The organism is Bacillus sp. L_1B0_5, assembly GCF_000836715.1.
Classification (GTDB): Bacteria; Bacillota; Bacilli; order Bacillales; family Bacillaceae_G; genus Bacillus_A; species Bacillus_A thuringiensis_S.
In genome coordinates this window covers 75,725-91,963 of sequence record NZ_JXIS01000045.1, presented here as the reverse complement: position 1 = coordinate 91,963, position 16,239 = coordinate 75,725, and the positions used below count along the sequence as shown (strand labels likewise).

Here is a 16,239-nt window from a genome sequence, read left to right as displayed (position 1 = left end):
TACATACGATGTCGTAATAACAAATTTTCTATTGTTTACTGTGAAACAGAAGAAGGAGAGATAGTAGTTATGAAACGAGCTCTTATTAATATTGATTATACATATGATTTTGTAGCGGAAAAAGGTGCTTTAACTTGCGGAAAACCAGGCCAAGAAATTGAGAAGGAAATTGTACATATAACGACGCAATATATTGAAAATGGAGATTACGTTGTCTTTGCGATTGATAAACATGAAAAAAATGATGTATATCATCCAGAATCAAAATTATTCCCACCCCATAATATAGCTGGTACAAGTGGAAGAGATTTGTTTGGGGAATTACAAGATGTATACGAAACATATAAAAATGCTGAAAATGTATATTACATGGATAAAACACGATATAGTGCATTTGCAGGAACCGACTTAGAAATGAAGTTAAGAGAAAGAGGAATAGAAGAAGTTCATCTTGTAGGTGTTTGTACTGATATTTGTGTTCTTCACACAGCAGTAGACGCTTATAATAAAGGATTTAAAATTGTTGTTTATGAAAAGGCAGTTGCATCTTTTAATGCGCAAGGGCATGAATTTGCACTTGGACATTTTAAATCTTGTTTACATGCAGAAGTGAAATGAAAAAGAGGCCTTTAAAAAGGTCTCTTTTTTGCGTTTAAACTGAGACGATATTTTGCTCAATTAATTTTTTTATGAATGGGCTAATATTTTGTGGTAGCTCATTTAAATTAAAAAATTGTACATGTAATGATTCGACTCCATCAGCTTTTAGCAAGCCACCTGTAATATCTTTGCAAAGGTAAGCGATTGTTATAGGGTAAAATTCATCTCCGTTCGGTAATTTCATAAAAAATTCTTTACCTGAAAATACAGTTGCTAGCTGAAGTGTACCAATTTCAATTCCTGTTTCTTCAAGTACTTCTCGTCTTCCGGCTGCTTCTATAGATTCACCAAGTTCCACAAAACCTCCTGGAACGCCCCACATGCCATGTCGCCTTTGTTGTAGTAGTATTTGTCCTTGTTCATTGAAAACAGCTACCGCAACGCCTGCTAAATTAAGCGGTCTTGATCCAACAACTTCTCTTAGTTCTTCAATATATCCCATTGCTTGTAACCTCCGTGAGTAATAATATTTTCAAATGAACTATTCGATATTATGTAAATGTTTTCCTTTTGTTAGGGTGGGTAGTGTAGTCTTCAAGTAAAGTCATAAAAAAATTCAATTGCTAGCTCCCTTTAGGTTATGAAAAAGGGTATATTTATAGAAGAATGTCTAATGAATTTTAAAAATATAGCAGCTTTGTATAGAATTTTTATTAGTTAAGGAAGTGGATGGATGAGTTTATTAACGTATACTGAAGAATTTTTTAATTATGTAAGGGAGTTTTTACTTTTAAGATTTTTACTATTTGCTTTAGTTTTAATCATTATTTCGTTTGTAATAAACCGTATTATTGATTGGTTTTTTAGGAAATCAAGCTTTTTTGATGAAGAGGTAGAGCAGACGATTCAAAGTGTAATTCGATCTATTTTTAGATATATCATTATCATCAGTCTTATCATATATTTAATTAGCCAATTTGTAGATATAAAAAGTATTATTGCAGGTGCAGGGATAGCTGGAGTTGTCATCGGTTTTGCAGCACAACAGATGCTAAAAGATGTTATATTAGGCTTTGCAAGATTAGCGGACAAAGAGTTTCGAGTTGGTGATTTTGTAACTTTTAACGGAACAAATTCAGGAACTATTGAAGAGATTAGTATTCGTTTTATGCAAATACGTGAATGGTCAGGAAAACTACTTACCATCCCGCACGGAGAGATTAGAACGATACAAAATTTTAATAAAGGATGGATGCGTGTAATTGAACGCATCACGGTAAGTTATCAGGAAGATCCAACAAGAGTGAAGGAATTGTTAGAAGAAGTATGTGTTATATGCAATGAAAAATTGGATCAAACTCTTTATAGAGTAGAGGATGACGCTGTTGAACCATTTAAATACGTCGGTGTTACAGACTTAAATCCTAACCTGAAATATGTTGGCTATGAATTTTGTATTACAGGTTTAATAAAGCCAGAAGATTATTTTGAAACTTCTAGACAAGTAAGATTTGAATTAATGTCTATGTTTCATAAGAATCAAGTGCAAATGCCAGCAGCGAATATGGTTGTTACTACTGAAAGTTTACAGCATATCCATGGTGGACAATCTTTATCGGACAGCTAAAGTAGGATCGTTTGTTAACAAAAATTTTGCTTCCAACATTGGATAGAATAACAATAATAAAATGATTGATATAAAGAAAGGGCTGAAGGGATTCGGTTCTTTTTTTATTTATAGAATTTAGAAATTTCTTAATGTTATAATTGTAGTTGGTGATGAGAATGAACTTTGAAGAAAAAGAGATGCATCGTTTAGAAGCATTAAAAGAAATTGCTGAATTATTAAATGAAGCAACAAACTTACAGGATATGTTAGAAAAAGTATTGCATACATTGTTACAAGTTATGAATTTACAAACAGGGTGGATCTTCTTTATTGATGAAAGTGGAAAGCACCGTATGCTTGTAGACGAAAATTTACCACCAGCTCTTACGTGGCAAGAGAAGAAGCCGATGTGTGAAGGGGACTGTTGGTGTGTAGAACGTTTTGTGAATGGGAGATTGGAAAAAGCGACTAATATTATTGAATGTAAGCGAATAGAAGATGCAATTGAATGTAATTGGGGAGAGACAGAAGATGTTACACATCATGCGACAATTCCACTTAGGTCTGGATCAGAAAAATTTGGTCTACTAAATGTGGCTGCACCTCATAAGACTCATTTTTCAGAGGAAGAGTTAGCGTTATTAGAATCAATTGCATTTCAAATTGGAACGACAATACAACGTATTCAATTAGTTGAGAAAGAACGTAAATATGTAGTGGTAGCGGAAAGAAATCGACTTGCACGTGATTTACATGATTCAGTAAAACAATTGCTATTTTCTATTATGCTAACAGCGAAAGGTACTCTGAATATGACGCAAGATAGAGAATTGCAAGAGATGTTAAGTTATATTGGGGAATTATCACAAGAAGCATTACAAGAGATGACTCTATTAATTTGGCAATTAAGACCTGAAGGATTAGAGAAAGGGTTAGCAGAAGCAATTCAAAATTACGGGAAGTTATTAGGAGTTCAAGTGGAAGTTCGAATTGATGGGATGGTTTCAATTGGGGATGAAATAGAAGAAGTTTTATGGCGTATTAGCCAAGAGGCGCTACATAATTGTAAAAAGCATGCTTCGTGTGAAAAGGTACATGTTCTTTTGAAAATAGAAAATAACCAGTTACATTTTTACATAGAAGATAATGGAATAGGATTTATACAAGAGCAAGTAAGGGAGTCAGCACTTGGCCTGAAAAGTATGAAGGAACGTATTCAGTTAATGAAGGGATCGTTTCAAATTATAACAGAGCTGAGAAAGGGAACAAAAATAGAAATTCAATTGCCGATTTGAAGGGGAGAATAAGATTGAAGATTAAATTGCTACTAGTTGAGGATCATCATATTGTTCGAAGAGGACTTGTATTCTTTTTGAAAACGAGAGAAGAATTTGAAATTATTGGGGAAGCGGAAAATGGCGAAGAGGCATTACATTTCGTGCAAAAAGAAAGACCGGATGTCGTACTAATGGATGTATCGATGCCGAAAATGGATGGAATTGAGGCAACAAAACGTCTAAAGCAATACGATGAGACGATAAAGGTACTTATATTAAGTAGTTTTTCAGAGCAAGATTATGTTATACCAGCACTTGAAGCTGGAGCAGATGGTTATCAATTAAAAGAAGTACAACCTGAGCAACTTGTGGCTTCTATTATTGCAGTACATCAAGGAAATGCGAATTTTCACCCGAAAGTAACACCTGCATTAATGGGGCGTTCTGCAGTAAAGAAGGAAATGGAAAATCCTTTTTCAATGTTAACGAAAAGAGAGCAAGAGGTACTTCGCGAAATTGCGAAAGGAAGAAGCAATAAGGAGATTGCAGCAGAACTTCATATTACAGAACAAACTGTGAAAACACACGTTTCAAATGTTTTAGCTAAATTGGAAGTGGATGATCGTACGCAAGCCGCATTATACGCAGTGAAACATGGGGAGAATTATTCATAAGTATGAATAATTCTGTTATATCGTATGACAGAATACATAGGAGCGATTAAAATTTATAGTAATCCCTAATATAGGTTTTTCTTCTTTTAATAATTAGGTACAATAAAGTGAAACTCTAATCAGTGGGGGATCATCCCCACTGATTATTAGTTAAACTAATCGGTTTTTACAGGATAAAGCTACGATGGAAGAGGAGGATATGCTATGCCTGGTACAAGAAGTGGGATTGGAAAGATTCAGGCTTCGTTAAATGGTTTATCACCGAAATTGCGAAGTATTGCCGAACATATTTTGAAACATCCACAAGATGTTGTACATAAATCTATTACAGAATTAGCTGAAGTTACGAATAGTTCCGAAGCTACGATATTCCGCTTATGTAAACACCTTGGTTTGCAAGGTTTTCAAGATTTAAAGATTACATTAGCTCGTGAAATTGTACATACACCGATGCAAAATATTCATGAAGAGGTATCAGCAGAAGATAGTATGGTAACTGTTGCTAAAAAAGTTTTTCATTCGCATATTACAGGACTGCAAGATACTTTACATTTGCTAAATGAAACAGCACTTGAGCAGGCTGTACGAGCCTTGCAAGAAGCAAGTCGAATTGAGTTTTATGGAAATGGTGGCTCTGGTATTATTGCGATGGATGCGTATCATAAGTTTATGAGAACGGGTGTTTCTTGTATCGCTCATACTGATTCACATTTTCAAATTATGGGAGCAGGTTTACTCTCGGGAAATTCAGTTGTTATTGGCATTTCTCATTCTGGTAGCAATAAAGGATTACTTGAAGCGTTAGAAGTAGCGAAAGCAAGAGGGGCCAAAATTATTGCGATTACGAGCTATAAGAAATCAGCATTAAGTCAACTTGCTGATATAACGTTATATACATCAACACGTGAGACTGAATTCCGCACAGAAGCAAGTTCATCACGATTAGCACAGTTAAGTTTATTAGATACTTTGTATGTAGGGGTGTCGCTGCAGCGACAAGAGGAAACTCTAAAAAATTTACAAAGTATACGTGAAACGATTTCGATGAAGCGAATATAAAAAAGCTCTTCAAATGAAGAGCTTTCAGACTGTAGACCAATTATTTTTGGAGAGTTCAAATGCTAAAAATAGTTTGTCTCTTATTTTATGGATAATTTATCCAATGCTATTTATATGTAGTGCTTTCTATACTATAAGTGAGGAAGGTGTCTTATGAAAATATCCGTTTATGTTGCAAGTGCATTTAGCAAGGATCATAAAGGCGGAAATAAAGCAGGAGTGGTATTTATTGAGAATACAAATACATTGACCACTACTCAAAAAATGACAATAGCCAAACAATTGGGTTATGCGGAAACCGCATTTATATCAGAATCTGAAATTGCTGATTATAAATTTGAGTATTTTACACCAAAAGAAGAAGTTGATTTATGTGGTCATGCCACAATTGGCTCTTTCGCGATACTGATGCATTTAAATAAACTTTTCAGGAATCGCTATACGATTGAAACGAACAGTGGTGTTCTTACTATTACCATAAAAGATGACATCATATTCATGGAACAAAATAAACCGATATTCTATGATGTTGTATCTCCAAACGAGTTCATCGACTGTTTTGACATTAAAGATATAGACAATAAATACCCAATTCAAATTGTCTCCACGGGCTTAAAAGATATTTTAATTCCTATAAAAAGCGAAACACAATTACATGCACTGCAACCTAATTTTGAAAAAATTAAAGAAATCAGCAAGTATTATAATGTTGTCGGGATGCATCTATATACTTTTAATGACAATCGAATTATATGCAGAAATTTTGCTCCACTATACGACATTAATGAAGAAGCAGCGACTGGAACTTCAAACGGTGCATTAGCTTGCTACCTTTATGAACAGCACTATTTGCAAAAAGAAGTCTATGTATTTGAACAAGGTTATTCTTTACACTCGCCTTCCGAAATATTAGTTAAATTAGCAACCAATAGCAAGAATAAAATAGAAAAAGTTTATGTTGGCGGCAAAGGCTATTACTGTGAAACTAAGTGTTTAAATGTAGAAAATGTTGAGTGAAGAGCTTTTTTATCGATGAGAAGTTTGTTAATTTATTTTCTTTTAGAAATGTATGACTTACTTATAAGCAGTGATAAACTCTCATTTTTTAAAATCTAAAATAAAAACCGATTTATGTAATAATTCAAATATTGTTCATAATTTCACAATTTGTTTATGAAGTATCATGTTATGATGAACATGTAATGATGATTGAACACTTAAATTTGGTACGGTAACTAGCCAAAGTAGTGGGGAAAGTAGTTGTGAGATAAACTCATTAAAACGCTAAAACACTAAAGGGGAGATCACATATGAAAGCAGTAGTGGTTAATAAAAACAGCAAAGCAAACATCGAAGTGATTGAAAAAGAATTACGTCCGTTACGCTCAGGTGAAGCGTTAGTAGATGTAGAGTATTGTGGAGTTTGCCACACTGATTTACACGTTGCGAATCATGATTTTGGTAACACTGATGGCCGTATTCTTGGTCATGAGGGTGTAGGTGTTGTTACGAAAATAGCTGATGATGTTACTTCACTAAAGATAGGTGACCGTGTAAGTATCGCATGGATGTTCCAATCTTGTGGACGTTGTGAATATTGCGTAACTGGTAGAGAAACATTTTGCCGTGAAGTTAAAAACGCAGGTTATTCAGTAGATGGTGGTATGGCTGAACAATGTATCGTTACAGCTGATTATGCGGTAAAAGTACCAGAAGGATTAGATCCTGCTCAAGCATCATCAATTACATGTGCTGGTGTAACTACATATAAAGCTATTAAAGTATCAGATATTAAACCTGGTCAACCTATTGTAATCTATGGCTGCGGTGGATTAGGTAACTTAGCTATCCAATATGCCAAAAATGTATTTGGTGCAAAGGTAATCGCAGTAGACATTAATGACGACAAATTAGCCTTAGCAAAAGAAGTTGGTGCTGATATGATTATCAATCCAATTTCTCAAGGTCCTGCTGATAAAATTGTTCAAGAGGAGCTTGGTGGCGCTTATGCTGCTGTAGTAACAGCAGTCTCTAAAGTAGCCTTTAACTCAGCAGTTGATGCAGTACGTGCTTGCGGTAAAGTAGTTGCAGTAGGGCTACCAGTAGAAACTATGGATTTAAATATTCCGCGACTTGTACTAGATGGAATTGAAGTAGTTGGTTCTCTAGTTGGTACTCGTAAGGACTTAGAAGAGGCGTTTATGTTCGGGGCAGAAGGAAAAGTAGTGCCGGTTGTTCAAACCTGTTCTCTAGATAAAGTACAAAATGTATTCGAAGAAATGGAACAAGGTAGAATTCAAGGGCGTATGGTAATTGATTTTAAACAGCATAGTTGCGATTGCAAATAATTCACTTTAAATATAAAAAGCATGAGTCTAGCGAAGGACATGTAAAAAAGTTAGACGGCATAAAAAGATGATCCCTGTATTTAATAGGGATCATCTTCTTTATATTCTACTAATATCAATGCCAATTAATATTTGATTAATGAAAAATGATTAAAGGTTCACTTTATTTGCAAACGAAAAAGAATCTTTATGTTTAACAAATTTTTTATGACTTGGAACGGTTTGAATTGCTACAACTTGCGAATCTCTTGCTTTCAGTGCATCTTGAATCCCGATTGTCATAAGCTTAATAAATAGAATCGTAATAAAGAATGAAACGAGAGTATAAAAAATAATCCACCATGAAAGATTCATTTCATAACGATTTAATCCAATAAGGCCTGCCCAATCATTAGATAGAGAAACAGGTTTGAGCACTCCGTCATAGAGTTCACGCATTTGTATCCCGCCAATTACAATGTCAAGCAACGCCAAATGGATAACGAGTATGAGTGCTTGGACGATATGTTCCATAAATACCACAAATAAGCGATCAAGTAATAAGACTCGTAAGTGTTTTTTGATAATATGAAAACGGCTAGCACCCAGTAATTGTGAACTTAAAATGTAATCTTGTTTCATAAATTCATCGACTTCTGAGGATATATATAAAGAAAGTGTAGGCAGAGCCACGAAAATAAGTACGAGTACTTGATAAAACGCAAATGAAATATTTGGGTCTAATCTATCAGCATTTGATACGATTACAATATTAACGGGCGTGATGAGTATAAATGCGATAAATAAAGTTGGAATATAATAAAAAACTTCTGAGCATGATTGGAAAAATTTCTTGAATTTTGGAGCATATAAACTTAAGAGGATTCCTATACATGTTCCGAATAAAATTCGAAAGAAGCTAATTGCCACGGCTAATAAAATGGTGAATTTTGCTCCTTCAACAATTTGTAAGAAAACAGACTCTCCAAAACGATCAGATCCAAAAGGCGGCATTAACGATGGTGGAAAGGGGGCCTTTCCAAGTAATTCGTTATTGTCATTGTAAAGTAACTGAGGAGGTTTTGGGATGTTATCTTTAAAGAACCAACTATAAATAAAACTAGCTGAAACAAGTATGAATAGATAAGTAAAGCCGATTAAAAAGCGTTTTGATTTCCAAATAGATTTCATAATGATACTCCTTTCAATTGCTTTTTCCATCTATTCATCATAAAAGAGATTATTTGGAAAGTAGCATAAAATGGTAAAATAATCATGACAAGTATGATAAATGCAGCTGGAGGTGAAACAAACGCCTTTTTAAATAAAAATTGAATAATGCCTTCCATATTAAAAACAAATTCTAAAATGAATAAGTTAGAAAGTAAGAAAACGAAAATCGTTTTTAAATGATGGAAGAAATGGATAGATATATTTTTGAATAAATGAATGCATAGTATATAACTTGATGAAAGGCCTTTTCCATATGCAACCTCTACGTAATGTTTTCCTTCTTCTTCTTTTATGTATAACACCATCATCCGAAACATTTGTAATGTAGGTAAGACAGCTAATGATAAAATAGGGAGTAAATAAGCTCGATTTTCATTAAAAGAAATAATAGTGACAGGAGATTCCCCGAATTTCTGAAGTACCCATATGAAAAATATTTGCAAACAAATCATCATCATCATATCAGGGACAGCTTCTAATATGAACACAATTCGGTTTATCCATTTTTTTATATAATCTTTTGCTAAAAAATAAAAAAATGCCATGCTAGATGATAGAAAGAGAGCAAGAAAAAAGGCTAAAAATAATATAGTAAATGAATATAGGTAAGGTTCTAAAACAGTTGGAAATAATGGTGTTTTTTTGAAATGGCCAAACTTCGGGTCTGATCCTATAATCACTAATGATTCAGGGGAGAAGACCTGTTTTAACATGGTAACGATCTGATTAAAAAAATAAATTGGTTGAAAGGTAAACCCTTGTTGAGTGATAAATAAATAAGGTAAATTTAATAATAGTAAGAGTGATAAAAGAATTGATGAAAGCTTAATTGTGAATTGAGATATTTTATTTAACATTAAATCCCTCCGACATCTTTTTACAACATTATACAATAAATTCTATATTATTGTTTTATTTTTCTGAAAAATAAAAATACTATTAAATTTTATAGTATGCAAGATATATTTACAAGATAAAAAAGTGATAGTGGGGGGGCCGCGCTCTATGTTTATCAAGATAAAAGGACTAGTGAATCTAAAATAATAAACAAGAGCAAAATGCACAGAATTCTTATTCTGCGGATAGTTACTTTTCTTGGCTTGATGGTGATGTTACGTGATCCCTAAAAATGAATATTGCTTCTCAACGCTTTTTCATGCAAATGAGTAGAACGTATGGAGTACTATGTATGTGTTGTTAATGAGAGGAAAGAGTGTATTGCGTAACGCAATATAACGTAATTTTACCGCATGGAAAAGCTAAATTTAGTATATAAGTGAAATGGAATGAGGGGATTTACTTTTTGTTATGAAAAAAATTTTCTTTTTATAACTTGATAAATGAAAAAATATTTTATATACTAATTCATGTAAACGGTTTACTAAATCGTATTTTGCTAGAAATGAAGGGAAGATTCGCATGGAAACAAGGGGGAGAGTAATCGGGATTGATATCGGTACCACAAGCACGAAAACGGTTGTTTTTACAGAAAAAGGAAAAGTTATTGCATCACATGCAATCGATTACCCAATTATTCAACCGAACGTAGGATGGGCTGAGCAAGATCCTGATGTAATATGTGCCGCTGTATACAAAAGTGTAAGCGTTGCCATTGAAAAGGGTAATGTATTACCAGAAGATATTTCTTCGATCGGTATTAGTGCAGCTATGCACGCATTAATTGCAGTAGATGAAAATGGTACGCCATTAACGCGTTCTATCATTTGGGCAGATAATCGAAGTACGAAGCAATCAGAAAAATTATTACATCAAATGAATGGGCATGAAATTTATAGACGTACAGGTACACCGATCCATCCAATGTCACCACTTTCTAAATTGTTATGGATGAAAGAAGAGGAACCAGAGTTATATACAAGTGCTTATAAATTTATTTCCATTAAAGAGTATGTGATTTACCAATTATTTTCACGCTACGTAGTTGATTATTCGATTGCTTCTGCTACGGGGTTATTTAATTTAGAAACATTAAATTGGGATGAAGATGTTTTAACGATGTTACATATGTCACCAGAACAATTATCAACCCCTGTACCAACTACATATATTTTATCAGGTATGAAGTCAGAATTAGCACAGAAGATGGGGATAAGTGCAGAGACACCAATTGTCATCGGAGCAAGTGATGGGGTTCTTGCAAATGTAGGAGTTGGGGCGATATCACCGGGTGCGGCTGCAATTACGATTGGAACGAGTGGTGCGGTTCGAACAATCTCATCAAATATAAATACAGATGAGAAAGGGAGAACGTTTTGTTACGCATTAACAGATGAGCACTGGGTAATCGGTGGTCCAACGAATAATGGTGGAATATTACTGAGATGGTTACGTGATGAATTTGGTAGTCCAGAGCAAGAAGTTGCAAGGAAGCTCGGAATTGATCCTTATGATTTATTAATTAAATATGCAGAAAGCGTACCAGCTGGAGCGGATGGGCTATTGTTTTTACCTTTCTTATCTGGAGAACGCGCACCTTACTGGAATGCAAATGCTCGTGGTACATTCTTTGGAATCAATCTTCAACATAAGCGAGAACATTTTATACGTGCAGTGATGGAAGGTGTTTGTATGAGTGTATATTCAGTAGCACTCGCAATCAGGGACTGTACAGGGCCACTTACTGAAATACGAGTTTCAGGAGGGTTTGCGAAATCTGCATTTTGGAGACAAATGTTGTCCGATATGATGGGGAAAGAATTGCTTGTACCTGAAAGTCATGAAGCATCTGCGCTTGGGGCAGCGGCAGTTGCTTTATATGCTGTAGGAAAAATTGATTCTCTTGAAGAGGTAAAGGATTGGATTGATATTGTCCATCATCATGTACCGAATAAAGAAAATACGGCTATATATTTAGAAATGTTTTATATGTATGAACGACTTTACAATCGTTTGAAAGAAGAATTTGATTGTATAGCTGCTTTCCAACGTAAACAATAGGGGGATTGGGAGAAATGGTAGTTGGGATCGTACTAGCGGCAGTTGTCATACTACTTTTACTTATTACGGTAGTAAAATGGCATCCATTTGTCGCATTAATTTTAACAGCAATTGGTGTAGGATTGGCAATGGGAATGCCTTTAATTGGAACTTCACCAAAAGATCCAGGGATTATTGATTCTATTAAACTAGGGCTTGGTAATACGTTAGGCTTTTTAGCAATAGTTTTAGCGCTAGGAACGATGCTTGGAAAAATGATGGCTGAATCTGGCGGTGCTGAACGTATCGCTAACACATTAATTAATCGTTTTGGGAAGAAACGAGTTCACTGGGCGATGATGTTCGTTGCATTTTTAGTAGGGATTCCGGTATTTTTCCAAGTTGGATTTGTCCTATTAATTCCGTTAGTATTTACAATTGCGTTAGAAACTGGGGTATCACTTATTACAATCGGTATTCCGCTAGTAGCAGGACTGTCAGTCGTACACGGACTTGTTCCACCGCATCCAGCGGCAATGGCGGCAGTTGGTATTTTTAAAGCAGATGTAGGGAAGACAATTTTATATGCGTTAATTGTCGGACTTCCAACTGCAATTATTTCAGGTCCACTTTATGGGAAATGGATTGGTGCTCGTATCCATAAGGAAGTACCATTAGATATAGCGGAGCAATTTATTGAAAGAGATAAGAAGAAAGAACTTCCTAGCTTCGGAAATACATTGTTTACTATTTTACTTCCAGTATTTCTTATGCTTGGTGCATCCATTGCTGAAGTAGCGTTACATAAAACGAGTCAACTTGCACAAGTGTTACACTTTATTGGAGATCCAATAGTCGCTTTATTAATTGCAACGATTTATTCTTTCTTTAGCCTTGGTTATGCAAAAGGATTTTCTAAAGATAAAGTATTACAATTTACAAATGATTGCCTTGGGCCAATTGCAAACATACTGTTAGTAATTGGTGCTGGTGGTGCATTTAATAAGGTGTTATTAGATTCTGGAATTGGTACTACAATTGCTGAAATGGCGAAAGAATCACATATTTCACCAATATTACTTGGATGGGGAATTGCTGCACTTATCCGAGTTGCAACAGGATCGGCAACTGTTTCTATGATGACAGCAGCTGGAATTGTAGCACCGATTGCAGCAAGTACACCTGGTGTAAATGTTGAACTACTAGCACTTGCAACAGGCGCAGGGTCATTAATTTTATCACACGTGAATGATTCGGGATTTTGGATGATTAAAGAATATTTCGGAATGACTGTGAAAGAAACATTATTAACATGGACCGCAATGGAGACTATACTATCAGTTGTAGCACTTGGATTAATTTCGATATTAAATATATTTGTATAGAATGGGAGATTGATTAATATGAAACTAGGTTTAATTGGATTAGGAAAAATGGGATTCCCATTAGCTGAACACTTACATGAAGACAAGCATGAAGTAGTTGTATACGATGTAAATAAAGAGCTTGTAGAAAAGGCAGGAAAATTAGGAATTACTGCACGTCATACATTAAAAGAAATGATCGCTGAATTAGAAGCTCCTCGTACGATCTGGGTAATGGTGCCTGCAGGAGAAGTTGTAGAGTCAGTATTAAAAGATGTGTATCCGTTATTAGATGAAGGTGATATCGTTATTGAAGGTGGAAATTCATTCTATAAAGATACGTTACGCCGTGCTGAAGAAGCAAAAAGCTTCGGATTACATTATGTAGATATCGGTACATCTGGCGGTGTAGAAGGAGCTAGATACGGTGCTTGTTTAATGGTTGGTGGAGAAAAAGAAATTTATGACCAATTAGAACCTTTATTTAAAGATTTAGCAGTAGAAAATGGCTATTCTTATGCTGGCCGCGTTGGTAGTGGTCATTTCTTAAAAATGGTTCATAACGGTATTGAGTACGGCATGATGCAAGCAATCGCTGAAGGATTTGAAGTACTAGATAAGAGTGACTTTGATTTCAATTATGAAGATGTTGCAAAAGTATGGGCGAACGGATCAGTAATCCGCGGTTGGTTAATGGACTTAACTGAAAAAGCATTTGCAGATGATCCTAAACTTGATGGCATTAAAGGTGTAATGAACTCTTCAGGAGAAGGGAAATGGACTGTTGAAACTGCGCTTGAGTTACAAGCAGCGGCACCAGTAATCGCGATGTCATTATTTATGCGCTATCGTTCTCAGGAAGATGATACATTCCATGGAAAAGTAGTTTCAGCACTACGTAATCAGTTCGGTGGACATGAAGTTGTAAAAAAATAAGGATGTTTTTGAAAAGAAACTTGTGCATAAGCGCAAGTTTCTTTTTTATAGTTTAAGAAATTACTAATTTACAAATACCAATCAATCATCGTTTTTTTGTCACAAATGACAGCTTCAACATTCATTGATTGAACAATATATTCTATATTTTCTTCTTTAGCTAATAATAAGGTTGTAAAGGAATCGTATATACTCATAAACGCATACTCATTGTCTTCGCCAGTAATAATTAACTCATTATTGCTAATGTCCCAAATATCTAATGGAGTAGTATTATTTACCTGTAATAATCCGTTTGTATCAAGAATTGGTTCAGAGAAATATAGATTTCTTGCACCTCTAGAACCGAGGAGTTTAAGTAATTTGTGTAATAAAAATATAGACGTATAATCTTCTGTTGGATAATAAAAATCTTTTTTTAAGTTTGAATGTAGCTTTTCAGCTAAATCCTCTCTTTTATATTCTTCTGAAAAGGCACTAATGGAAGTCAACATGGCCATTGCTAGGTCTGCGTATGAATGTAATCCACTACAAGACATCATTTCCTTCCAAGAAACGGATTTCCCATTATGAATGATTTCTTCAGCGCTAGGATAGATGTGCTCATATGGTCTTTTTCTCACAGACTTTTCCCATCCTAAAGGCATTTGGACAAAAGGATGTAGCAATATAGCTGCAGATTTAAAGTTTCTTGGTAGTTGTTCTAAAATTGGTGATTTGTCATCTAGCCAAATGTAATCCAACAAAATATAACCTCCTCTTAGACTTTGAAATGTACGGATTCCCGTATTATGTTTTTTTTGTATTGATTGTATCAAATATAAAGCGAAGCATGAAATATGTCCCAACATAAAAGTAAGAATAAATAAAATGAAGTTTTCATAAATAGTAAAAGGGTGCTTATGTCATCAGTATAGCTAAAAAATGTTGTTACATATGAGAAGAGCGTGTTAATAAAATATGAGGTGGTTAAATGGGAAATGAGCAAGTGAAGTCTGTAAAGGAAGAAAAAAAGTTATGTCTTTGTATGATCGTCAAAAATGAGTCTAGAATTATGGAAAGATGTTTAAATGCAACAAAATCAATTGTAGATTATGTTTCTATTTGTGATACTGGATCGACGGATAATACGCCTGAAATTATTGGGAATTGGTGTAAGGAAAATGAGATACCTGGGACAGTTCATCATGAGCCGTTTAAAAACTTTGGTTATAACAGAAGCTTAGCAGTTTCATTAGCGCAAAAAACATATCCAGAAGCGGATTATTTATTAATATTAGATGCGGATATGATTTTAGAGGTTGATCCGAATTTCGATAAAACGAGCTTAACGGAAGATCATTATCTTACATTGCAATATGATGTTCATATTAAATATTGGCTTACACGTCTATTAAAAGCTTCTTTACCATGGAAATCTGTCGGTGTTACTCATGAGTATTGGGATATAGATCGTTCAAAAGTTGGAGCGAATTACAATACGAGGGTAGATCGGTTAGAGACTCTTGTCGTGAATGATCCCGGAGATGGGGGGAGTAAAGCTGATAAATTTGAAAGAGATGAGAGGTTGTTGTTACAGGGGATAAATGACCCAGAAACAACGCCAGATTTGCATATAAGATATTTATTTTATTTAGCCCAGACTTATTTTCATTTAAGTCAATTTGAAGATTCGATTAAATGGTATAAAAAACGAGTGGAAGCAGGGGGATGGGTTGAAGAGGTATTCTATTCGTTATTGCGAATAGGATTTTGTTATGAGCAGTTAGCAAATCGTTCAGCAAATAAACAAAATGAAGTGACAGATGCTGATGAAATAGAAAATGTTAAAGGGCAAGAAGAGCAATATTTAGCATTAGCTGTTTTTTATTTTCAAAAAGCGTGGGAATATAGACCAACTCGGGCTGAGCCATTATATCAACTTGCAAGGTTGTATCGATTACGATCTCAAAACAATATTGCTTTGATGTATGCTCTGCAAGGGAAGGAAATTCCTTTTCCAAAGGATGATCTTCTATTTGTAGATTATCATGTGTATGATTACTTATTTGACTATGAAATTTCTATTAGTGCTTTCTATATACCTCATAAAAAACATTTAGGGGCCGTGTCGCAAAAGTATTTGGAATCGATTAAAGAAGAGATTCCATTTCATATAGCAAATATAGTAGAGAATAATGCGAAATTTTATTAAATACATTTTCGGTTAAAGGAGTAGTGGAG

At 34.6% G+C, this 16,239-nt stretch carries 14 protein-coding genes and 1 pseudogene; 11 read left to right on the top strand and 4 right to left on the bottom strand.

Translation table 11 applies throughout. The features are described from left to right. Positions 1 to 69: 69 nt before the first annotated feature. Positions 70 to 618 carry an isochorismatase family cysteine hydrolase gene (locus tag RT27_RS14990; protein WP_000816771.1) on the top strand — a complete coding sequence of 183 codons (549 nt, stop codon included), beginning with the start codon at positions 70 to 72 and terminating at the stop codon, positions 616 to 618. Between the two features lie 34 nt (positions 619 to 652). Here the strand turns inward: RT27_RS14990 and RT27_RS14985 are convergent, their stop codons facing one another. Continuing rightward, positions 653 to 1,102: an NUDIX hydrolase gene (locus RT27_RS14985; RefSeq protein WP_043936543.1), complete on the bottom strand. Its 450-nt coding sequence runs from the start codon at positions 1,100 to 1,102 to the stop codon at positions 653 to 655. Between the two features lie 231 nt (positions 1,103 to 1,333). On the opposite strand from RT27_RS14985, the gene RT27_RS14980 reads away from it, so the two are divergent. From RT27_RS14980 to adhP, 6 genes are all read left to right on the top strand, one after another. After that, a complete protein-coding gene (locus RT27_RS14980; RefSeq protein WP_016081774.1) occupies positions 1,334 to 2,227 on the top strand; it encodes a mechanosensitive ion channel family protein in 894 nt (297 codons plus the stop codon). Between the two features lie 179 nt (positions 2,228 to 2,406). Then, positions 2,407 to 3,504: a two-component system sensor histidine kinase CasK gene (casK, locus tag RT27_RS14975; RefSeq protein WP_172452100.1), complete on the top strand. Its 1,098-nt coding sequence runs from the start codon at positions 2,407 to 2,409 to the stop codon at positions 3,502 to 3,504. Between the two features lie 14 nt (positions 3,505 to 3,518). Beyond that, entirely contained in the window at positions 3,519 to 4,160 is a 642-nt protein-coding gene (gene casR, locus RT27_RS14970; protein WP_029442221.1) for a two-component system response regulator CasR, read from the top strand. A 204-nt stretch (positions 4,161 to 4,364) separates the two neighbouring features. After that, positions 4,365 to 5,219, top strand: a complete 855-nt coding sequence (locus RT27_RS14965; RefSeq protein ID WP_029442222.1) for a MurR/RpiR family transcriptional regulator — start codon at positions 4,365 to 4,367, stop codon at positions 5,217 to 5,219. A gap of 153 nt (positions 5,220 to 5,372) precedes the next feature. Continuing rightward, the gene (locus tag RT27_RS14960) at positions 5,373 to 6,236 is read left to right on the top strand and encodes a PhzF family phenazine biosynthesis protein (RefSeq protein WP_029442223.1); all 864 of its coding nucleotides are present in this window, start codon (positions 5,373 to 5,375) and stop codon (positions 6,234 to 6,236) included. Positions 6,237 to 6,529: 293 nt separating this feature from the next. Next, entirely contained in the window at positions 6,530 to 7,567 is a 1,038-nt protein-coding gene (gene adhP, locus RT27_RS14955) for an alcohol dehydrogenase AdhP (protein WP_029442224.1), read from the top strand. 150 nt (positions 7,568 to 7,717) lie between these two features. Here the strand turns inward: adhP and RT27_RS14950 are convergent, their stop codons facing one another. Beyond that, positions 7,718 to 8,737 (bottom strand): ABC transporter permease subunit, encoded by a 1,020-nt coding sequence (locus tag RT27_RS14950; RefSeq protein ID WP_043936542.1) that lies wholly within the window; start codon positions 8,735 to 8,737, stop codon positions 7,718 to 7,720. Continuing rightward, on the bottom strand, positions 8,734 to 9,636 hold the full coding sequence (locus RT27_RS14945; protein WP_029442226.1) for an ABC transporter permease subunit: 903 nt from the start codon (positions 9,634 to 9,636) through the stop codon (positions 8,734 to 8,736). The genes RT27_RS14950 and RT27_RS14945 overlap by 4 nt, the downstream gene beginning before the upstream one ends. Before the next feature lie 562 nt (positions 9,637 to 10,198). Between RT27_RS14945 and gntK the strand changes: the two genes are divergently transcribed. Genes gntK through gnd form a run of 3 tightly spaced genes read left to right on the top strand, consistent with a single transcriptional unit; the run spans position 10,199 to position 14,016 of the window. Beyond that, complete coding sequence (gene gntK / locus RT27_RS14940) at positions 10,199 to 11,737, top strand: gluconokinase (protein ID WP_043936541.1); 1,539 nt, start codon at positions 10,199 to 10,201, stop codon at positions 11,735 to 11,737. Positions 11,738 to 11,751: 14 nt separating this feature from the next. Beyond that, positions 11,752 to 13,101, top strand: a complete 1,350-nt coding sequence (locus RT27_RS14935; RefSeq protein ID WP_000260205.1) for a GntP family permease — start codon at positions 11,752 to 11,754, stop codon at positions 13,099 to 13,101. Positions 13,102 to 13,119: 18 nt separating this feature from the next. Next, entirely contained in the window at positions 13,120 to 14,016 is an 897-nt protein-coding gene (gnd, locus tag RT27_RS14930) for a phosphogluconate dehydrogenase (NAD(+)-dependent, decarboxylating) (RefSeq protein WP_000765981.1), read from the top strand. A 68-nt stretch (positions 14,017 to 14,084) separates the two neighbouring features. Here the strand turns inward: gnd and RT27_RS14925 are convergent. Beyond that, positions 14,085 to 14,850 (bottom strand): annotated as a pseudogene (locus RT27_RS14925) (DUF2711 domain-containing protein). A 139-nt stretch (positions 14,851 to 14,989) separates the two neighbouring features. Here RT27_RS14925 and RT27_RS14920 point away from each other — a divergent pair. Next, a complete protein-coding gene (locus RT27_RS14920) occupies positions 14,990 to 16,210 on the top strand; it encodes a glycosyltransferase (RefSeq protein WP_043936540.1) in 1,221 nt (406 codons plus the stop codon). Positions 16,211 to 16,239: the final 29 nt, after the last annotated feature.

Coding starts and splice junctions, on each gene's coding strand:
- RT27_RS14990 (WP_000816771.1), top strand. CDS start 70: ATGAAACGAGCTCTTATTAATATTGATTATACATATGATTTTGTAGCG.
- RT27_RS14935 (WP_000260205.1), top strand. CDS start 11,752: ATGGTAGTTGGGATCGTACTAGCGGCAGTTGTCATACTACTTTTACTT.
- RT27_RS14950 (WP_043936542.1), bottom strand. CDS start 8,737: ATGAAATCTATTTGGAAATCAAAACGCTTTTTAATCGGCTTTACTTAT.
- adhP (WP_029442224.1), top strand. CDS start 6,530: ATGAAAGCAGTAGTGGTTAATAAAAACAGCAAAGCAAACATCGAAGTG.
- RT27_RS14985 (WP_043936543.1), bottom strand. CDS start 1,102: ATGGGATATATTGAAGAACTAAGAGAAGTTGTTGGATCAAGACCGCTT.
- RT27_RS14945 (WP_029442226.1), bottom strand. CDS start 9,636: ATGTTAAATAAAATATCTCAATTCACAATTAAGCTTTCATCAATTCTT.
- RT27_RS14980 (WP_016081774.1), top strand. CDS start 1,334: ATGAGTTTATTAACGTATACTGAAGAATTTTTTAATTATGTAAGGGAG.
- gntK (WP_043936541.1), top strand. CDS start 10,199: ATGGAAACAAGGGGGAGAGTAATCGGGATTGATATCGGTACCACAAGC.
- RT27_RS14960 (WP_029442223.1), top strand. CDS start 5,373: ATGAAAATATCCGTTTATGTTGCAAGTGCATTTAGCAAGGATCATAAA.
- RT27_RS14965 (WP_029442222.1), top strand. CDS start 4,365: ATGCCTGGTACAAGAAGTGGGATTGGAAAGATTCAGGCTTCGTTAAAT.
- casK (WP_172452100.1), top strand. CDS start 2,407: ATGCATCGTTTAGAAGCATTAAAAGAAATTGCTGAATTATTAAATGAA.
- gnd (WP_000765981.1), top strand. CDS start 13,120: ATGAAACTAGGTTTAATTGGATTAGGAAAAATGGGATTCCCATTAGCT.
- RT27_RS14920 (WP_043936540.1), top strand. CDS start 14,990: ATGGGAAATGAGCAAGTGAAGTCTGTAAAGGAAGAAAAAAAGTTATGT.